This is a genomic window from Streptomyces melanosporofaciens (assembly GCF_900105695.1).
Lineage (GTDB): Bacteria > Actinomycetota > Actinomycetes > Streptomycetales > Streptomycetaceae > Streptomyces > Streptomyces antimycoticus.
The window spans coordinates 8,646,734-8,664,878 of record NZ_FNST01000002.1 but is presented as its reverse complement, the minus strand read 5'-3'; the positions used below and the strand labels follow the sequence as shown (position 1 = coordinate 8,664,878).

Genomic DNA, 18,145 nt, shown 5'->3' with positions numbered 1-18,145 from the left:
CGTGTCGTGTCATGCGCCGGCCTCAGGAACGTGCGGTCTTCTGCCGACGGCGCCGGGTGAACTGGACGGTGGTGAGGACCATCGCGAAGATGATCAGGGCCCCGCGGAAGGCGTCCTGCAGGAATGTGGAGACGTTGAGCAGCACCAGCAGGTTGGAGATCACGCCGAAGATGAGCGTGCCCAGGAACGCTCCGAGCACCCGCCCGCGGCCGCCCACCAGGCTGGCACCGCCGATGACCACCGCCGCGATCGAGTCGATCTCGTAGTTGTCCCCTCCGGTCGGAGTGGCCGCGCCGATGCGGGCGGCGAGCAGGAAGCCGGCGAAGCCGACCAGTACGCCGGCGATCACATACACCGAGATCATGGTGGCCTTCACCGGCACACCGGCTGCGTGGGCGGCCTCCCTGCTGCTGCCCAGCGCGTACACGCGGCGCCCGAACACGGTGCGGCGGGTGAGGAAGGCCATGGCCATCGCGAGAACGATCCAGACGATGCCGAGCACGGGGACGCCGGCGATCGCCGTCGTGGCGATGGTGCGGAAGTCGGCGGCGTGGGGGGCGATCGGCTGGCCCTCGGTGTAGGCGTAGACGAGCCCGCGGCCGAGCGCGAGCATGCCGAGGGTCACGATGAAGGCTTCGAGCCCGCGGTAGGCGATGAGGTAGCCGTTGAAGACGCCGACGGCGCCGCCCAGCACGAGCGCCACCGACACCGCGAGCAGGGTGTTCCCGCCGCCGAAGAGACCGGCGGAGAGCACACCGGCGAGCCCGGCGACCGCGCCGACGGAGATGTCGATGCCACCGGTGAGCACGATGAGGAACTGCGCGAGGGTGACGATGCCGATCACCGAGACCTGCAGCAGCAGGTTGGACATGTTGTACGAGGAGAAGAAGGCGTCGGAGGTGAAGCCGGCGAAGACCAGCAGCGCGACGAGGATGTAGAGCGGATACTGCTCCTTCGCCCACTGCCCGGCGCGGCGGAGCGTCAGGCCGCCGATGGGCGTTTCTTCACGGGCCGCGGGTGGTGCGGCGACCGTCCTGGGCGCGGTGTCGTGGCTCACTGGACTTCTCCTCCGAGGGCGGTACGGGTCAAGTCGTCGGTGGTGCTGGTCTTCGAGACGAACTCGCCGGCGATGACGCCGTCGCGCAGCACGATCACCCGGTTGCACAGGGCCAGGGCCTCTTCGGCCTCGCTGGTGACGACGACGACCGCCTTGCGCCGCTCCGAAAGGCTCCGCACGATCTGGTAGATGTTCAACCGGGCACCGACGTCGATGCCCTTGGTCGGTTCGTCCAGCACGAGGACATCGGGCTCGCTCTCGAGCGCCTTGGCGATGCAGACCTTCTGCTGGTTACCACCGGAGAGCGAGCTGGTCAGCTGCTCGGCGCCGCCCTTGATCCCGTAGTCGGACACCAGTTGGGCCACCCGGCGGCGCTCACGGCGGGTATGCATCACTCCGCCGGTCGAGAACGCGCCGAGCGTGCTCAGCGTGAGGTTGGCGGCGTTGTCGAAGTCCTTGACGAAGCCCTCACGCCTGCGGTCCTCGCTGAGGTAGGCGATCCCCTGGCGCAGGGCTGCCCGCGGTGAGCGCGGGTTCACCTCGCGGCCACGCACCCGCACCGTGCCGGTGTCGCGGTGCTGATGACCCGAAATCGACCGGGCGAGGGAGCTGCGCCCGCTGCCGACCAGACCGTAGACACCGACGATCTCGCCTTCCCGCACCGAGAAGGAGATGCCGGACGCGGATCCCGAGGACACGTCCCCCACCTCCAGCAGGACGGGGGCGGCGGACGCGGCCACCGGCTCCGGTGGCTCGAGGGCCATCACGGCCTGGCCGATCATGAGCGTCATGATCTCGTCGGGGGTCGTGTCCGCCCTGTCGACGACGTCGACGAGGGCGCCGTTGCGCATGACCGCGATGCGGTCGGCGAGGGCGAACACCTCCGGCATGCGGTGCGAGACGAAGACAACCGTGGCACCCGCTTCGCGCTCCTTGCGCACGAGTGTCTCGACGTCCTTGAAGTGCTCCTCGGTGGTGGAGGCGGTGGTCTCGTCCAGCAGCAGCACCCGGTGCTCGTTCACCTGGGACCGGCTGAGCGCCACCATCTGACGGGGGCCGGGGCCCAGCCGTCCGGCCGGCATGCCGAGATCCACGTCGCGCATCCCGACCACGCCGAGGGCCGCGCGAGTGCGGTCCGCGCGGTCGCGACCCCCGACGCGTTGCCACGGCCTGCGGCGGCCGGCCGAGCTGAGGCCGGTCAGCCAGACGTTCTCCTGGACGGTGAACGTGTCCACGATGACCGGCTCCTGATGCATGAGGAGCACTCCGGCGTCCAGGGCCGCGGAGGGTGTGGTGATCTCACCGTCGTATCCGTCCACGATCACGCGCCCGCTGGTGGGGCGCTCCTGACCGGCCAGCAGCTTGGTGAGTGTCGACTTGCCGGCGCCGTTCGCACCGCAGATGGCGAGCACCTCGCCCGCATAACCACTGAGGGTGACGTCGGAGACGGCGACGACACCCGGGTAGACCTTGCCGACCCCGTCGAGAGTGAAAGTGGTCGTCCTCGGTGGTGATGATGCGGATGCCGAGGACGCGGCCACACCCATCCTGGTCAATTCGCCTGCTCCCTTGCGCTAGGCACGTCACTGCTCGTTCAGAAGGTCGACCACTGCTGCCCGTGGCTCCGTAGGGGCACCGAGCTGGAACCTTTTTTCTCACGAGATGAACGTCGTGTCTACCACGTGGGACAAACGAATGCGGCGACCTACCTCGCCATGGGCCCCTCGGCGACGACCGGTGAGGGGAAACGCGGCAGTACGTGGTCGGTGAGTTCGGCCAGTACGTCCTCGATGGGGCGGTCGCCCGGTCGCAGGTTGAAGGAGACATGCGCGACGCCGAGGGCCGACATCTTCTCCAGGTGTTCCACGAGGCCGTTCCGGCCGGTGCGGAGTCCGAGCCGGATGGACGTGGCGGGGGCCGCGGGGTCGGGCAGGAGGTCGAGCATCATGGGGGTCAGATAGGGCTTGGGATGGTCGGCCGTCAGCCGTTGCCACTTCTCCGTCTTCAGGCGGAGCGCTCCGAGGTCGCGGGGGTAGTTGAGGCTCGCGTCGACGTGTTCGGCGATCCACTCCGGGCTCTGCTGGGCATTGCCCGCGACCGCGATCGGGATGGTCCCGGCGGTGGGCTTGGGCAGCACATCGAGTTGCCGGTCGGCGGTGAGGCCGAGCCGTGGCAGTTCCATTCCCCGGCCGGGCGGCGGGGTGGACCAGGCGGTGCGCAGCACCTCGACGCCGTCGCGGAAGGTTTCGGCGCGGGTGGTGAACTCGACGTCGAAGAGCGGGTATTCGACGGGACGGTCACCGCTGGCCAGGCCGAGGATGAAGCGCCCGCCGGACAGCACGTCGACGGTCGCGGCCGCCTTGGCGACCAGGAGCGGCCGGCGCAGTGGCAGAACGACGGCCGCGGTGCCGAGAACGGCGCGTTCGGTGATCGCCGCGAGGTGGCCCAGGTGGGTGAAGGTCTCGAACACCGACCCGGCGTCGCCGAAGTGCACCGGGTCGTACAGCGGGACGTCCCGGACCCACAGGGCGGCGAATCCGGACTGGTCGGCGAGGCGGGCGAGTTGGGCGTGTGCGTCGAGGGACGGTACGCCGAAGGGGCGGCCCGCCTTCCGGTCGGTGGCCAGCCGGGACTGTCCCCAGTCGTTGTCCAGGGGGAGTTCCAGGCCGAGGGTGAGGCGGCCGCTGTGGGGGTGTGTCAGGCGGCTCAGAGCAGTGGACATGACGCGAAGACGGCTTCCAGGAGAGGGGAAAACAGGGGCGAGGAGGAAGGGAATCAGGGCGGGAACGGGCCGCGCCGCCGCGGCCGGCTGATGAAGCACGGCCACAGCGGCGCGGTCGAGAGGGGTGGCGTCGGGTCAGTTGAGGGTGTCGGGGTCCGGCCCGGTGCGCTGGCCACGGTCGAGAGCGTTGACCGCCTCGATGTCCTCGGGGGTGAGGGTGAAGTCGAAGACGTCGATGTTCTCCCGGATGCGGGCGGGGGTCACGGACTTGGGGATCACCACGTTCCCCAGCTGCAGATGCCAGCGCAGAACCACCTGCGCGGGCGTCTTGCCGTGCCGCTGCGCTATCGCGGCCAGGGCGGGGTCCTGGAGAAGGGCGCCCTGAGCGAGCGGGCTCCACGCCTCGGTGGCGATCTTGTGCTGGGCGTGGAAGTCCCGCAGCTGACCCTGCTGGAGATAGGGGTGCAGCTCGACCTGGTTGATGACCGGGACCACACCGCTGTGGTCGAGCAGCCGCTGCAGGTGGGCGGGCTGGAAGTTGGACACGCCGATGGCGCGGGTGCGGCCGTCGGCCAGCAGCTTCTCCAGGGCGCGCCAGGTGTCCAGGTAGCGGTCGCGGGCGGGGGTGGGCCAGTGGATCAGATAGAGGTCCACGTAGTCGGTGCCCAGCTTGGCCACGCTGGCGTCGAAGGCCGCGAGGGTGGAGTCGTATCCCTGGTCGGCGTTCCACAGCTTGGTGGTGAGGAACAGCTCCTCGCGGGGGACGCCAGAGGTGGCCAGGGCACGGCCGACCCCGGCCTCGTTGCCGTAGATGGCCGCGGTGTCGATGCTGCGGTAGCCGGCCTCGATGGCGGAGAGCACCGCGTCGGTGGTCTGCGCGTCCTCCACCTGGAAGACGCCGAAGCCCAGTTGCGGGATCTCGAGGCCGGTGTGGAGGGTGAGGTGGGGTACGGAGGTCATGGTGCCCTTCTCGGTTCGCTGGTGGTTGCGGGTATGTGCTGGTGGTTCGGGGGTCAGCCGAGCGTCGCGAGCGCGGTGGTGGCGATCCCGTGGTCCTGCTCGGGCGCGCCGCCGCCCACGCCGATCGCGCCGACCAGCCGGCCGTCGCGGTGGACCGGGACGCCACCGGCGAGGAACAGCAACGGGCGGTCGAGGGCGGTGGGCAGGGTGTGGAAGACGCCTCCGGGCTGGACCGCGTCGACCAGGTCCGCGGTGGGGGCGTCGAGCTGCAACGCGGTGAACGCCTTGCGGGTGCTGGTCTCCCCCGCGATCAGTACGGCCCGGTCGTCGCGCCGGAAGGCCAGGAGGTGGCCACCGGCATCGAGGACGCTGATCGCGGCCGTCACCCCGGCCGCCTCGGCGGCGGCGCGGGCGGCCTGGAGGAGGGCCTCGGCGTCCTGAGTGGTCAGCGGGGCGACGGCGGTCTCGGTGGTGCTCATGGCGGGTGGGTCTCCTTGATGGTGGTGGTGCTGTTGGGTGACGGGTGACTCAGTGCCGGGCGGTGGAAACCTGGGCCGGCTCGGTGGTGGCGCCGTCGGGAATGTGGCGGGCGTCACGGCGCTCCAGGGCGGCGGAGAGGATGGCGAGGGCCAGGGCGGATCCGGCGAGGATGGCACCGACCCAGTTGGGGGCCGTGTAGCCGAGTCCGGCCGAGATCACCAGGCCGCCGAGCCAGGCCGAGAGCGCGTTGCCCAGGTTGAAGGCGCCGATGTTGACGGCGGAGGCGAGGGTGGGGGCGCCCGCCGCGTAGTCCAGTACCCGCTTCTGCAGCGGGGGCACGGTCGCGAAGCCCAGTGCGCCGACGAGAGCGATGGAGATGGCGGCCGCGATCTTGTTGTGGGCGGTGAAGGTGAACGCGGCCAGGACCACCGCGAGCGCGCCCAGCGACACGTACAGCATCGGCATCAGCGCCCGGTCGGCGAACCGGCCCCCGAGGAGGTTGCCGCCGACCATGCCGAGTCCGAAGAGGACCAGCAGCCAGGTGACGGAGGAGTCCGCGAAGCCGGCGACCTCGGTCATCATCGGCGCGATGTAGGTGATCGCGGCGAAGACACCGCCGAAGCCGAGCACGGTCATCGCCATGGCCAGCAGCACCTGCGCGTTGCGGAAGGCGGCCAGCTCATGGACCAGGTGCACGCCCTCCGGCTTGGGGATGTCGGGAATGAGCTTGGCGATGCCCGCCAGGCCCACCACGCCGAGCGCCGCGACCAGGAAGAAGGTGGTCCGCCACCCCAGCGACTGGCCGATCGAGGTGCCCAGCGGCACGCCGACGACATTGGCGACGGTCAGGCCGGTGAACATCATCGAGATGGCACCGGCCTTCTTCTCGGGGGCGACCAGGTCGGCCGCGACGACCGATCCGATGCCGAAGAACGCGCCGTGTGCGAAGGAGGCGACGATCCGTCCCACGGCCATCACGCCGAAGGCGGGGGCGAGCGCGGAGAGTAGATTGCCCACCACGAACAGCCCCATCAGCAGCATCAGCATGTGCTTGCGGGAGATCTTGGTACCGAGAGCGGTCATCAGCGGTGCGCCGACCATGACGCCGAGCGCGTAGCCGGTCACCAGGAACCCGGCGGTGGGGATGGACACATCGAAGTCCCCGGCGACCTCGGGCAGCAGCCCCATGATCACGAACTCGGTGGTTCCGATCCCGAAGGCCCCGATGGCGAGGGCCAGCAGTGCGATGGGCATGAAAGTTCACTCCAAGTGATTGCTACCGCCCTTTACGAGCGTCCACGATACTTGCATACACACTAATTGCAAGCGCGCTATATTGCTCAGGCTGTGTATCACATCACCGTCACCGCCGCGGGGCCCCGGCCCCGCCCCATCCCGCCCCACCCAGGAGGCACCCATGACCACGTCAGACCTCGACGCCACTCCCCTCGCCCAGAGCTGGTGCGCCCTGTCACTGCTGCACAGCAGGATCGAGACGCACCTCGAGGGGGCCCTTCATACCCGCCATGGGCTCAGCGCCCGCGAGTACGCGGTTCTGGACGTCCTGAGCCGACAGCACGACGGGGAGAACGGCCATCTGCAGATGAAGCAGGTCGCCGAGGCCGTCGCCCTCAGCCAGAGCGCCACCACCCGCCTGGTCACCCGGCTCGAGGACCGCGAACTCCTCTCCCGCTATCTGTGTCCCACCGACCGGCGCGGGATCTACACCAACGTCACCGAGGCCGGTCTCACACTGCTCCGCCAGGCCCGGCCAAGCTACGAAGAGGCCCTGCGCGAAGCGCTCGACCTGGCCGGCCGGGACCCGAGGCTCACCACCCTGGTCGCGGCCGTGGCGTCCCTGGAGGCATCGCCCCTTGACGCTTCGTCACTCCGGATTCGGGGGTGCGGGCTCCCCGGCTGACCTCACACCCCCGAGGCGAGCCCACCGGCCAGTGGCCCCGCACCCATCTCCCGCTCATCGGACAGCACCGTCTCGCGGAACGAGGCGACGACCGGCCGCAGATCGATGTGGTGCCAGACCGCCCACAGGTGAACGGACGCCTCGTGCCAGGGCAGGGTGCGCACGGCCACGGCGTCCGTCGCCCCGCGCACCATGCTCTTCTGCACTAGCGCCAGCCCGAGGCCGGAGGCCACCAGGCCGAGTGCCGTCAGCGGGTCCGCGGCGTCGAGACGGATGTCGGGCGTGAAGCCGGAGGCGACACACGCGGCGACGAACGTGTCCCGCCATACCGGGTCGCCCGGCTCCTCGACCGCGATCCACGGCTGGCCGTCCAGGTCCCGCGCCGCGATCGTCTCGCGCGCGGCCAGCGGGTGGCCGGCCGGGAGGACGAGCAGCAACGGGTCCTCCAGCAGCGGCGCGGCCCGCAGCACGGGGTCGTCGCGGCCCGGTGGCTCCCGCACCAGGGCGATGTCGAGGCTGCGCTGGCGCAGTCCCTCGAATTGCTCGGCCGCGGGCATGCTGTACAGCGCGACATGGATGCCGGGGCTCTCCTCCTGCAGCCGGCGCAGCGCCCCCGGCAGCACCCCCGTGTGCATGGCGTCGGCGACATAGCCGATGCACAGGCCGCCCTCCTCGCCTCTGCCCAGCCGGCGGCCCAGGTTCTCCAGCCGGTCGGCGTGGCGCAGCAGGGCCCGGGCCTCGCTGAGGAAGATCGCGCCATCGCGGGTGAGCCGGATGCGCTGCTGGCTGCGCTCGAACAGGGTGAGGCCGAGGTTCTTCTCCAGTTGGGCGATCTGCCGACTGAGAGGAGACTGCGACATGTGGAGTTGCTCGGCGGCGCGGCCGACGTGTTCGGTCTCGGCCACGGCGCTGAAGTAGCGCAGTTGACGCAGGTCAAGCACGTAAGACCTCCGAGGACTCAACTCTATCCAAGAGAGTCTTGGACAGTCTGAAGTACCGATCCTACTGTCGAAGACGAAAGAACGGCGGGCCGGCCAAGGCCATGAGTCCGCCCCTCCCCCTCTTCGCAAGGACCCTTCATGACCATCAAGTCCCTGCTCCCCGGTCGCCTCGGCTTCGGCACCGCACCGCTGGGCAGCATGTTCCGCGACGTCTCCACCGAGGAGGCCGCCGCCACCGTCGACGCCGCCTGGGACCACGGCATCCGTTACTACGACACCGCTCCCTTCTACGGCGCCGGCCTGGCGGAGATTCGCCTCGGCGACGCGCTCGCCGGGCGCCCCCGCGACCAGTACGTGCTGAGCACGAAGGTGGGTCGCGTCATCCTCGACGAGGTGGAGGACCCCGCCAACCGTGATCTCGGCGAGAAGGGCGGTCTGTTCGAACACGGCCGTCCCAACAAGATCGTGCACGAGTGGACGGCCGACGCCACCCTGCGGTCGATCGAGGACAGCCTGCGGCGCCTGCGCACCGACCGGCTCGACATCGTCTGGGTCCACGACGTCGCCCAGGACTTCCACGGCGACGAGTGGCTCGCCGTCTACGAGAGTGCCCGCACCGGCGCCTTCCGCGTGCTGCAGCGGCTGCGCGACGAGGGCGTGATCAAGGCGTGGGGCCTCGGCGTCAACCGCGTCGAGCCCATTGAGCTCACCCTCGACCTGGACGAGCCGAAGCCGGACGCCTTCCTGCTCGCCGGGCGCTACACGCTGCTCGACCACGACCGCGCCCTGCAGCGCCTGCTCCCCACGGCGGCCGAGCAGGGCGTCGACCTCGTCGTCGGCGGCCCGTACAGCTCCGGCATCCTCGCGGGCGGCACCCACTTCGAATACCAGGACGCGCCCGCGCACATCATCGAGAAGGTCACGCGCATCAAGGAACTCGCCGAGCGGCACGGCGTCAGCGTCAAGGCGGCCGCCCTGCAGTTCTCCCTCGCCCATCCGGCGGCCGCCGCCGTGATCCCGGGTGCGACCCGGCCCAGCCGCATCGCCGAGGACGTCGCGGCCCTCGACGAGACCGTCCCCGCGGCGTTCTGGACCGAGCTGCGCGACGCCGGACTGGTCTCCCCCCTGGCCCCCCTGCCCACCGACTGATCCACCCTCCCGTCCCCCGCCCCGACAGGAGCATTTCCATGGCCTCCACCACCGCCTCCCTCGACCTGCCCGTACCGCCCGAGCGGGTGTGGCAGCTCATCGGCGGCTTCGACGCGCTGCCCGACTGGCTGCCGTACATCACCGAGAGCGTCGCCGCCGAGGGCGGCCGCGTCCGTCATCTGCGCAACGAGGACGGCGGTGTGATCGTCGAGCGGCTCGTGGCCTTCGACGACGCGGCGCGCTCGTACAGCTACGCCATCCTCGACGCGCCGTTCCCGGTGACCGACTACCTGTCCACCCTGACCGTGCGCGAGGTTCCCGGCCGGTCCGGCGCCTCGCACGTCGAGTGGTCCGGGACGTTCACCCCCACCGACGTCAGCGAGGACGAAGCCGTCGCGCTCTTCCACGGCATCTACGCCGACGGTCTCGCCGCCCTGCGGAACACCCTGGAGGGCTGACCGCCTGACGGGCCGCCATGTGGAAACGCCTGACAGGTCGCTGCGTGGAAACGCCTGACGGCCCGCCGAGCCGAACGCCTGGAAGACCGCCCGCCCGGGAGCACCACGCGCCCGGGCGGCGGCGTTCCCCGCCCAGGTTCAGGATGCGGTGTCAGGACGCGGGCGTATGGGCGGTGGACCGCCGGACCACCAGCTCGGCCGGGAACTCCCGGCGCCGGGCGGGCAGCGTGCGGTCCTCGATCCGCTCGATCAGCATGCGTACGGCCATCCGCGCCATGTCGGTGATCGGCTGCCGCACGGTGGTCAGGCCGTACGCCTCCCACGCGGCCATCGCGATGTCGTCGTACCCGACCACCCAGACGTCCTCGGGGACCCGCACGCCCAGGGAGATCGCGCCGTCGACGGCGCCGAGGGCGGTGAGGTCGTTGGCGCAGAAGACGGCGGAGGGGGGATGCGGGCCATCGAGCAGTTCGCGCATCGCGGCGCGCGCCGTGTCGTGGGAGAAGTCCCCCGGGCGCACCAGTTCCGGTGCCAGCGGGTGCCCCAGTTCGCCGAGCATCTCGCGGAAGCCGCGCTCCCGGTGGAGCGCGGTGCTGGCCGACTGCGGTCCGCGCAGAAAACCGATGCGCTCATGTCCGGCCCGCACCAGGTACTGGGCGGCGAGCCGCCCGCCGGCCACATTGTCGGCGGTGACCTGATCGCAGCCGATGTGGTCCAGCCCCCGGTGGAGCAGCACCACGGGCTCATTGCACTGCAGCGCCTCTTCGAGCGGCTTGGACATCTCGGTGACCGTCGTGAACAGGAGCCCGTCCACCGCGCCTTCGCGGATGGCCTCCAGGGCACTGGCCTCGCTCGGTCCGGTGGCGTTCCACAGGGTCATCCGCTGCCCCGCGCGGCCGAGTTCATCGCTGACCGCTTCCAGCAGCTGCGGATAGAACGGGTTGGTGATGTCCGCGACGACCACACCGATCGTGCCGGCGCGCCGGGTGCGCATGGCCCTGGCGGCCGCGTTGGGGTGATAGCCGGCCTGTTTCATGGCGGTCAGGACGCGCTCCCTGGTCTCCGGGGAGACCCGGGCGCTGCCCTGGAGCACCCGGGAGACGGTCGCCTGTGACACTCCGGCCAGCCGGGCCACGTCCTGACTGGTGACCACAGCTCCTCCGTAGGGCCGGATCCGCGGGGCCGGACCCGGCCCCGACGGTGCTTTTGGGTGTTTACGTAGTCATCCTAGCGGCGCACCCATCGGCACCCCCGCCGGGGTGGTCGGCAAAAGATCTTCGGCGGGCATGTTTACGTATTCATGACGGAGGCGTACGGTCCCATGAATACGTAACCACGCGCCGAGAAGGCGCCGAGAGATTGGCTCCGTCATGGTCCTGACCCTGAAAGCCGCCGCCGCCGCGAAGAGCACGCCCGGCAGCAGCAGCCCGGAGGTCATCGACGCCGTCACCGGGATCATTTCCGACATCCGCTCGCGCGGTGACGTCGCCGTCCGTGAGTACTCCGCCCGGTTCGACCGCTGGGAGCCGGAGTCCTTCCGGCTGACGGCGGAGGAGATCGAGGAGATCGTCGCCCGCGTTCCCGAGCAGGTGCTGGAGGACATCCGCTTCGTCCAGCGCCAGGTGCGCGCCTTCGCGGAGCGGCAGCTCGCCTCCCTGGGCGAGTTCGAGATGGAGACCCTGCCGGGTGTTTCGCTGGGGCAGAAGCACATCCCGGTCGCCGCGGCCGGTGCCTATGTGCCCGGTGGCCGCTACCCGCTGCTGGCCTCGGCGCATATGACCATCGTGACCGCCAAGACCGCCGGGGTGCCCAGGGTCGTGGCGTGCACACCGCCCATCCGGGGCGAGGTGCCCGATGCCACGATCGCGGCCATGTACCTGGCCGGGGCCGATGAGATCCATCTGCTGGGCGGGGTGCAGGCCATCGCCGCCATGGCCCTGGGCACCGAGAGCATCGGCAAGGTCGACCTGCTCGCCGGACCGGGCAACGCGTATGTGGCCGAGGCCAAGCGGCAGTTGTTCGGCGAGGTGGGCATCGACCTGTTCGCCGGGCCGACCGAGACCCTGGTGGTCGCCGACGAGCACGCCGACCCGTTCATCGCGGCCGTGGACCTGCTCAGCCAGGCCGAGCACGGACCCGACTCCCCGGCGGTGCTGATCACCACCTCGGAGCGGATCGGCCGCGAGGTCATCGCGCACATCGAGGAGATCCTGCCGGACATGCCGACCCGCGATCTGGCCGGGCCCGCCTGGCGGGACCACGGCGAGGTCCATGTCGTCGGCGACCTCGACGAGGCGTACGCACTGGCCGACTCCTACGCCAGCGAGCACGTCCAGATCCTCACGGCCGAGCCCCGTAAGGCCCTGGACGCCATGCGGAACTTCGGCGCCCTGTTCCTCGGCGAGGGGACCTGCGTCTCCTACGGGGACAAGGTGATCGGCACCAACCACGTGCTGCCCACGCGCGGCGCGGCCCGCTACACCGGCGGGCTGTGGGTCGGGAAGTACCTCAAGACGGTCACCTACCAGCAGGTCACCGACCCGGCGTCGAGCGCGCTGCTCGGGGAGGTCTGCGGCCGGGCCGCACGCACCGAGCTCTTCGAGGGCCACGCCCGCTCCGGCGACGTCCGGGCGGCCAAGTACGCGGGGCAACCGCTGAGTTGGGCTCCCGGCCACTCCTACGACGCCTGACCCCGTCCCATCGGCATCCGCGCAGAAGAGAAGGAGGCAGCCATGCCCTCCGGAGCATCGACGGCGTCAGGGGCCCCGGCCAGGCGGGCACTGACGTCCAGCACCATCGGCAGCGTGATCGAGTGGTACGACTTCACGATCTACGGGACCGCGGCCGCCCTGGTCGTCAACCGGCTGTTCTTTCCGCAGGTCAGCTCGACCGCCGGGATCATGGCCGCCTTCGCGACCTTCGCGGCCGGGTTCCTGGCCCGCCCGCTGGGCGGGTTCGTGGCCGGGCACTACGGGGACAAGGTCAGCCGCAAGGCCACCCTCGTGGTGACACTAACCCTGATGGGGTCGGCCACCACCCTGATCGGCCTGCTGCCGACGCACGCCCAGATCGGTCTGTGGGCCCCCGCCCTGCTGGTGTTCCTGCGCCTGGTGCAGGGGTTCGCGGTCGGCGGCGAATGGGGTGGCGCGGTGCTCATGGCGGTCGAGCACGCGCCGAGCGGCCGGCGCGGTCTGTACGGGGCGTGGCCGCAGACCGGGGTCTCGGCAGGGCTGCTGCTGGGCACCGGTGTCTTCAGCGCCGTATCCCTGCTGCCCGATGAGCAGTTCCTGGCGTGGGGGTGGCGGCTGCCCTTCCTCGCCAGCGCGCTGCTGGCCACCGTCGGCCTCTACATCCGCTCCCGGATCTCGGAGCCCGAGTCGATCGCCCAGGCGGCCGAGAGCGGAGGGCGGTCCCGGCGGCCGCTGGTCGACGTGGTGCGCCGGCACCCCAAGGAGGTGCTGATCGCCGTCGGTGCCCGGTTCGCGGAGGGCGGCAACTACTACATCTTCACCGTCTTCATCCTCACCTACCTCTCCGAACAGCTCGACCTGTCACGGCAGGTGGGGCTGACGGGGGTGATGGTCGCCGCCGCGGTGGACATCGCGGTGATCCCGCTGTGGGGCGCGCTCTCCGACCGGGTGGGCCGCCGGCCGGTGTTCATCGGGGGCGCGCTGTTCATGGCGGCCTTCGCGGGGCCGTTCTTCCTGCTGGTCGACACCCGGTCACCGGTGCTGATCTGTCTGGCCCTGGTGGCGGTCATGGCCTTCGGGCACGGCGCGGTGTTCGGCCCGCTGGCCGCGTTCTACGCCGAGCTGTTCCCCGCCCGGGTCCGCTACAGCGGAGTGTCGATCGGCTACCAGGCGGGCAGTGTGGTGCTCGGCGGCTTCACCCCGATGCTGGCCACGTCGGTGATCCTGTGGAGCGGCGGGGCGTCCTGGAGTCTGATGCTCCTGGTCGCCGCGGGTGCCCTCATCGCCGCGGCGACGATGGTGGCCGCTCCGGAGACCTTCCGCCGAAGCCTGGACGCGGAGCCGGGCGGGGCCGCTCAGGACGGCGAACCGAGTCCGGAGGCGGTCACGACGTCGAACTGAAATTCCATGTGGACAGGTGGGCGGGTTTCCGGCGGGCCAGTGGGCCGGAAACCCGCCCATGTCGTTTCTCCTACGGCATGTCCTCTGCGGCCTGAAACTCCTACGGACATCCCGCCCGCCCCGCCGAAATGGGTTTCTGAAGGGCACACGAGCGGCCACAGGTGTTGATGCGACTTCCCCCTTGCCTTTATCGCGCAGGAGTTCGACATCCGTCCACGGCTTCGGCGTGGCCGACCCGGGCCCGTTGCGCATGTCGGCGTGATAGCCACTCAGTTCAGCGCGGCACGGGCGTTCTTGTATTCTCCCTCACCCTCCGCCCCTGGTAGAGCTTGCGCCCCAGCCGGGTCCTGGGCTTTCCCCGCCAGGAAATCCGGCAAGTCGAAATTCCGTCAGCCGCGCGATCCCCGGTTTTTGGACTTTACCAATGCATTACTCAGTCGGTGAATCGATAAATCGTTTCTTCATATCTACGATCGCAAGCTATGACCGACGCTCCCCGCGACAACTCCGCCACCCGTGCCCGCTGGCAGACGTGTCTCAAGCTGGCCCGCGAACTCCTCCTCATCGGGCCGGACAACAGCGACCTCAAACTCGAATATCTCCATACCCTGATCGACACCGGCCGCCTCGGCCCCACCCGCCACCCCCGCAAGAAGATCCTCATCATCGGCGCCGGTATCACCGGCCTCGTGGCCGGCCGACTGCTCAAGGACGCGGGCCACGACGTCACCATCCTGGAGGCCAACACCGGCCGCGTCGGCGGGCGCATCAAGACCTTCCGCACCACCAAGCACCATCAGCCGTTCGACGACCCCGCCCAGTACGCCGAGGCCGGCGCCATGCGGTTACCCGACTTCCATCCGCTCGTCCTCGCCCTCGTCGACAAACTCGGGCTCGGCCGCCGGCAGTTCTACAACGTGGACATCGACCCCACCACCGGCAGCGGCCCCGATGTCCCCGCCCTCCCGGTGACGTACACCTCCTTCACCGGCCGCACCTGGAGCTACGGCGACGACAGCCCCGACTTCCGCGAGCCCGACAAGCGCGGCAACACCTGGATCCGCACCAACCGCGTCCAGGTGCGGCGCGCCGACTACGCCACCATCCCGGAACGGATCAACGAGGGCTTCCACCTCACCGACGACGAGGTCCGCGCCCCCGCCGTGCGGATGGTCGACGACGCACTGGAGAGCGTGCGGGACTACTACTCCGACGTGGTGGACGGGCAGCGCGTCAACAAGCCGTTCGACCAGTGGGTCGAGGGCTGGGCGCGGGTGATCCACGACTTCGACGGCTATTCGATGGGCGGCTTCCTGCGCGACTACGCCGGGCTCAGCGATGAGGCCATCGAGGCCGTCGGAACGCTGGAGAACATGTCCTCGCGGCTGCACCTCTCCTTCTTCCACAGCTTCCTGAGCCACACCGACATCAGCCCCACCGTGCGCTACTGGGAGATACCCGGCGGCAGTTGGCGGCTGCCCGACGCCCTTCACCGGGGCCTGCGCGACGAGGTGCGGTTCGGCCACCGCATGATCCGCCTCGAGTACGACGACCCCAGCCGCGACTCCGTCCCCGAGGGCACCGGCGCCGTCGGACCGGGCGGGTGGGGCGTGGCCGTGCAGACCGTCGCCGAGGACAATCCGGCGGGCCCGACCCAGCTGTGGACCGCGGACCTGGCGATCGTCACCATCCCGTTCTCCACCCTGCGCTTCGTGGAGATCGTCCCCTCGATGTCGTACAAGAAGCGCCGCGCCATCATCGAGACCCACTACGACCAGGCCACCAAGGTGCTGCTGGAGTTCAGCCACCGGTGGTGGGAGTTCACCGAGGACGGCTGGCGCAACGAGCTGGAGAGCATCTCACCGGGCCTCTACGACTACTACCAGCGAGGCGGCGAGAGTGGCGCCGCGCCCGCCCCCGCGCTCGCCGAGGCGGGCATCGCCGATCTGCTCGGCGCCGCGGTCAAGGACAGCGGTGTCACCGACGAGGTGCGGCAGTTCAACAGCACCATGCCGCTGCGCGGCCCCGCCGTCCGGCCCGCCACCCACTGCTTCGGCGGGGGCTCGGCCACCGACAACCCCAACCGGTTCATGTACTACCCCTCGCACGGGGTCCAGGGCAGCACCGGTGGCGTGGTGCTCGCCTCGTACTCCTGGTCCGACGACGCGGCGCGCTGGGACTCCATGCGGGAGGCGGAGCGCTATGTCTACGCCCTGCGGAACCTCCAGGCCCTGCACGGCCGCCGCATCGAGGTGTTCTTCACCGGCCGGGGCGCCACCCAGAGCTGGGCCCGCGATCCGTACGCCTTCGGCGAGGCCGCCACGTACACCGCCCACCAGATGACCAGCTTCCACCTGGACGCCTCCCGCCCCGAAGGCCCCGTGCACTTCGCCGGGGAGCACACCTCCCTCAAGCACGCCTGGATCGAGGGCGCCCTGGAGAGCGCCGTCCGCGCCGCCATCGCCGTCCACCAGGCCCCGCCCCTCACCACCCCGGGCCCCGACCAGGGGGGCCGCTCATGACCGAGATCACCCCCGAGTGCACGGTCGCCCACTATCTGGCCCGCCGGCTGGCCGAGTTGGGCATCACCCATCTGTTCGGTGTGCCCGGCAACCACCTCGGACCGTTCCTCACCGTCCTGCGGGCCGAGGGTGACATCGAGTGGGTCGGCACCCCCACCGAGGGCGGCGCGGGCCAGGCCGCCGACTCCTACGCCCGCCTCCACGGCATCGGCGCGGCCGCGGTCACCTACAGCGTCGGCGCGTTCAATCTGCTGGGCGCCTGCGGCGGCGCCTATGTGGAACACGTCCCGCTCGTCGCCATCAACGCCTGCCCGCCCTACGAGCAGTGGCAGAACTACCGCGCACTGGGCCTGCTCACCTCCCATATGAGCCCCCGCCGGGAGAGCAATCTGGAGGTCTACCGGCAGGTCACGGTGGAGGCGCAGGTCATCTCCAACCCGGGCCTGGCCCCGGGCCAGATCGACGCCGCGCTCACCGCCTGTCTGTCCGAGCGCAGGCCCGTCTATCTGGAGGTCATGGAGGACCTGTGGGACGAGCCCTGCGCGGTGGCCGAGGAGCCGCTGCTGCGCCGCGAGCGGCCGTTCAGCGCGCGCAACCGGACCATGCTGTCGAGCGCCGTCGACGCGATCCTCGCCCTGATCGAGGAGCACCCCGGCCCGGACGGCAGGCCCCGCCCGATCGTATGGGCGGGCGAGGAGGTCGAGCGGTTCGGCCTCGACGGGCAGCTCACCGACCTGACGCAGGCCACCGGGGTGCCGTTCTGCACCACCGTCGGCGCCAAGGCCGTCGTCGACGAGCGGGGGCCTCAGTTCCACGGCGTGTACAACGGCAAGGCCAGCCACCCGGATGTGCGCTGGATCTTCAAGGACTGGGCCACCTGCCGGATCGGCCTCGGCGCCTGGTCCACGTCGAAGAACCTGGGCGGGGAGCAGTGTGTCGGCACGGACTGGGTGATGGCCGCCCAGGGCGGTGTCGGCGTCGGCACCCGGTACTTCCCCGACGTCCAGCTCACCCGGCTGATCCCCGCCCTCCAGGACGCGCTGGTGGCGCGCTACGGCTCCGGGGGCCTGACCGCCGACTACTACGCCGAGGCCCACGCCCATCAGGGCGCGCCCGACGACCGGCCCGCCGGCCTCCAGGATCACCGCGCCACGCTGCGCGTCGGCGGCTCGTCGTCCCGGTCCGGTGAACGGCTCACCTACGACGGCGTATTCGACCGGATCAACCACTTCCTGGGCCGGGAGACCCGGGAGGACTGGACGGTCGTCTCCGACGCCGCGTTCTCCCTCATCGGCGCGATGAACCTGACCCTGCCCGCGGGCGGGTTCCTGTCGCAGATCAGCTGGCTGTCCATCGGCTGGTCGGTCGGCGCGGCCACCGGCGCCGCGCTCGCCCCGGAGCGCGGCCACGCCCGCCCGATGGTGTTCGTCGGCGACGGCGCCTTCCAGGAGACCTGCCAGGAGATCTCCACCCACACCAGGCTCGGGCTGCGGTCGGTGGTGTTCATCATGGACAACGGACACTTCTACGGCATCGAGCAGATGCTGGTGCACCCGTCCTACTTCGCGGACCGGGACGCGCGCGACGCGGACACCACCAATGGCGCGGACTTCTACAACGTCCTCCACCCGTGGCAGTACGACCGCCTCGCGGAGGTCTTCGCCGGCAAGAAGACCCCGGCGAACGGGGTCGCCATCGCGCACACCGCCGACCTGGACGAGCTGCTGGCCCGCCTCACCGACCCCACCGACCCCATCAACGCCGGACCGCTGCTGGTCCGCGTCCGCCTGCAGCGGCACGACTACCCACGGGCGATGGCATACAAGCTGGAAGAGGAGTAGGGA

At 70.4% G+C, this 18,145-nt stretch carries 15 protein-coding genes; 7 read left to right on the top strand and 8 right to left on the bottom strand.

Annotated elements, in window-relative coordinates:
- Window positions 1-22 precede the first annotated feature (22 nt).
- The 6 genes from BLV72_RS39655 to BLV72_RS39630 all read right to left on the bottom strand — a co-directional run bounded on the left by BLV72_RS39655 (window position 23) and on the right by BLV72_RS39630 (window position 6,473).
- Complete coding sequence (locus BLV72_RS39655; RefSeq protein WP_208905886.1) at window positions 23-1,057, bottom strand: ABC transporter permease; 1,035 nt, start codon at window positions 1,055-1,057, stop codon at window positions 23-25.
- Window positions 1,054-2,604 (bottom strand): sugar ABC transporter ATP-binding protein, encoded by a 1,551-nt coding sequence (locus tag BLV72_RS39650; RefSeq protein WP_093468498.1) that lies wholly within the window; start codon window positions 2,602-2,604, stop codon window positions 1,054-1,056. The genes BLV72_RS39655 and BLV72_RS39650 overlap by 4 nt, the downstream gene beginning before the upstream one ends.
- Window positions 2,605-2,762: 158 nt before the next feature.
- Window positions 2,763-3,779, bottom strand: a complete 1,017-nt coding sequence (locus BLV72_RS39645) for an LLM class oxidoreductase (protein WP_093468496.1) — start codon at window positions 3,777-3,779, stop codon at window positions 2,763-2,765.
- 135 nt (window positions 3,780-3,914) lie between these two features.
- Window positions 3,915-4,739: an aldo/keto reductase gene (locus BLV72_RS39640; protein WP_093468494.1), complete on the bottom strand. Its 825-nt coding sequence runs from the start codon at window positions 4,737-4,739 to the stop codon at window positions 3,915-3,917.
- Between the two features lie 53 nt (window positions 4,740-4,792).
- Window positions 4,793-5,218 (bottom strand): GlcG/HbpS family heme-binding protein, encoded by a 426-nt coding sequence (locus BLV72_RS39635; RefSeq protein WP_093468493.1) that lies wholly within the window; start codon window positions 5,216-5,218, stop codon window positions 4,793-4,795.
- A gap of 49 nt (window positions 5,219-5,267) precedes the next feature.
- Window positions 5,268-6,473 (bottom strand): MFS transporter, encoded by a 1,206-nt coding sequence (locus BLV72_RS39630; protein ID WP_093468491.1) that lies wholly within the window; start codon window positions 6,471-6,473, stop codon window positions 5,268-5,270.
- A gap of 163 nt (window positions 6,474-6,636) precedes the next feature.
- Between BLV72_RS39630 and BLV72_RS39625 the strand changes: the two genes are divergently transcribed.
- Window positions 6,637-7,140 carry a MarR family winged helix-turn-helix transcriptional regulator gene (locus BLV72_RS39625; RefSeq protein ID WP_093468490.1) on the top strand — a complete coding sequence of 168 codons (504 nt, stop codon included), beginning with the start codon at window positions 6,637-6,639 and terminating at the stop codon, window positions 7,138-7,140.
- A gap of 2 nt (window positions 7,141-7,142) precedes the next feature.
- Here BLV72_RS39625 and BLV72_RS39620 read toward each other — a convergent pair whose 3' ends face one another.
- Window positions 7,143-8,081 (bottom strand): LysR substrate-binding domain-containing protein, encoded by a 939-nt coding sequence (locus tag BLV72_RS39620; RefSeq protein ID WP_093468488.1) that lies wholly within the window; start codon window positions 8,079-8,081, stop codon window positions 7,143-7,145.
- 138 nt (window positions 8,082-8,219) lie between these two features.
- Between BLV72_RS39620 and BLV72_RS39615 the strand changes: the two genes are divergently transcribed.
- Window positions 8,220-9,230, top strand: a complete 1,011-nt coding sequence (locus tag BLV72_RS39615) for an aldo/keto reductase (RefSeq protein WP_093468486.1) — start codon at window positions 8,220-8,222, stop codon at window positions 9,228-9,230.
- Window positions 9,231-9,268: 38 nt separating this feature from the next.
- Window positions 9,269-9,688, top strand: coding sequence for an SRPBCC family protein (locus BLV72_RS39610; RefSeq protein ID WP_093468485.1), 420 nt, complete (start codon window positions 9,269-9,271; stop codon window positions 9,686-9,688).
- A gap of 151 nt (window positions 9,689-9,839) precedes the next feature.
- On the opposite strand, the gene BLV72_RS39605 is transcribed toward BLV72_RS39610, so the two are convergent.
- Window positions 9,840-10,841, bottom strand: a complete 1,002-nt coding sequence (locus BLV72_RS39605; RefSeq protein WP_093468483.1) for a LacI family DNA-binding transcriptional regulator — start codon at window positions 10,839-10,841, stop codon at window positions 9,840-9,842.
- Between the two features lie 217 nt (window positions 10,842-11,058).
- On the opposite strand from BLV72_RS39605, the gene hisD reads away from it, so the two are divergent.
- The 4 genes from hisD to BLV72_RS39585 all read left to right on the top strand — a co-directional run bounded on the left by hisD (window position 11,059) and on the right by BLV72_RS39585 (window position 18,142).
- Window positions 11,059-12,378 (top strand): histidinol dehydrogenase, encoded by a 1,320-nt coding sequence (hisD, locus tag BLV72_RS39600; RefSeq protein ID WP_093468482.1) that lies wholly within the window; start codon window positions 11,059-11,061, stop codon window positions 12,376-12,378.
- Between the two features lie 42 nt (window positions 12,379-12,420).
- A complete protein-coding gene (locus BLV72_RS39595) occupies window positions 12,421-13,779 on the top strand; it encodes an MFS transporter (protein WP_093468480.1) in 1,359 nt (452 codons plus the stop codon).
- A gap of 482 nt (window positions 13,780-14,261) precedes the next feature.
- Window positions 14,262-16,301, top strand: a complete 2,040-nt coding sequence (locus tag BLV72_RS39590; RefSeq protein WP_093468479.1) for a flavin monoamine oxidase family protein — start codon at window positions 14,262-14,264, stop codon at window positions 16,299-16,301.
- Window positions 16,298-18,142 carry a thiamine pyrophosphate-binding protein gene (locus BLV72_RS39585; protein WP_093468477.1) on the top strand — a complete coding sequence of 615 codons (1,845 nt, stop codon included), beginning with the start codon at window positions 16,298-16,300 and terminating at the stop codon, window positions 18,140-18,142. The genes BLV72_RS39590 and BLV72_RS39585 overlap by 4 nt, the downstream gene beginning before the upstream one ends.
- The last annotated feature ends 3 nt before the right edge of the window (window positions 18,143-18,145 follow it).

Bases quoted from the DNA above. Each gene is read 5' to 3' on its own strand.
- BLV72_RS39650 (WP_093468498.1), bottom strand. From the start codon at position 2,604: ATGGGTGTGGCCGCGTCCTCGGCATCCGCATCATCACCACCGAGGACG.
- BLV72_RS39645 (WP_093468496.1), bottom strand. From the start codon at position 3,779: ATGTCCACTGCTCTGAGCCGCCTGACACACCCCCACAGCGGCCGCCTC.
- BLV72_RS39640 (WP_093468494.1), bottom strand. From the start codon at position 4,739: ATGACCTCCGTACCCCACCTCACCCTCCACACCGGCCTCGAGATCCCG.
- BLV72_RS39635 (WP_093468493.1), bottom strand. From the start codon at position 5,218: ATGAGCACCACCGAGACCGCCGTCGCCCCGCTGACCACTCAGGACGCC.
- BLV72_RS39630 (WP_093468491.1), bottom strand. From the start codon at position 6,473: ATGCCCATCGCACTGCTGGCCCTCGCCATCGGGGCCTTCGGGATCGGA.
- BLV72_RS39625 (WP_093468490.1), top strand. From the start codon at position 6,637: ATGACCACGTCAGACCTCGACGCCACTCCCCTCGCCCAGAGCTGGTGC.
- BLV72_RS39615 (WP_093468486.1), top strand. From the start codon at position 8,220: ATGACCATCAAGTCCCTGCTCCCCGGTCGCCTCGGCTTCGGCACCGCA.
- BLV72_RS39610 (WP_093468485.1), top strand. From the start codon at position 9,269: ATGGCCTCCACCACCGCCTCCCTCGACCTGCCCGTACCGCCCGAGCGG.
- hisD (WP_093468482.1), top strand. From the start codon at position 11,059: ATGGTCCTGACCCTGAAAGCCGCCGCCGCCGCGAAGAGCACGCCCGGC.
- BLV72_RS39595 (WP_093468480.1), top strand. From the start codon at position 12,421: ATGCCCTCCGGAGCATCGACGGCGTCAGGGGCCCCGGCCAGGCGGGCA.
- BLV72_RS39590 (WP_093468479.1), top strand. From the start codon at position 14,262: ATGACCGACGCTCCCCGCGACAACTCCGCCACCCGTGCCCGCTGGCAG.
- BLV72_RS39585 (WP_093468477.1), top strand. From the start codon at position 16,298: ATGACCGAGATCACCCCCGAGTGCACGGTCGCCCACTATCTGGCCCGC.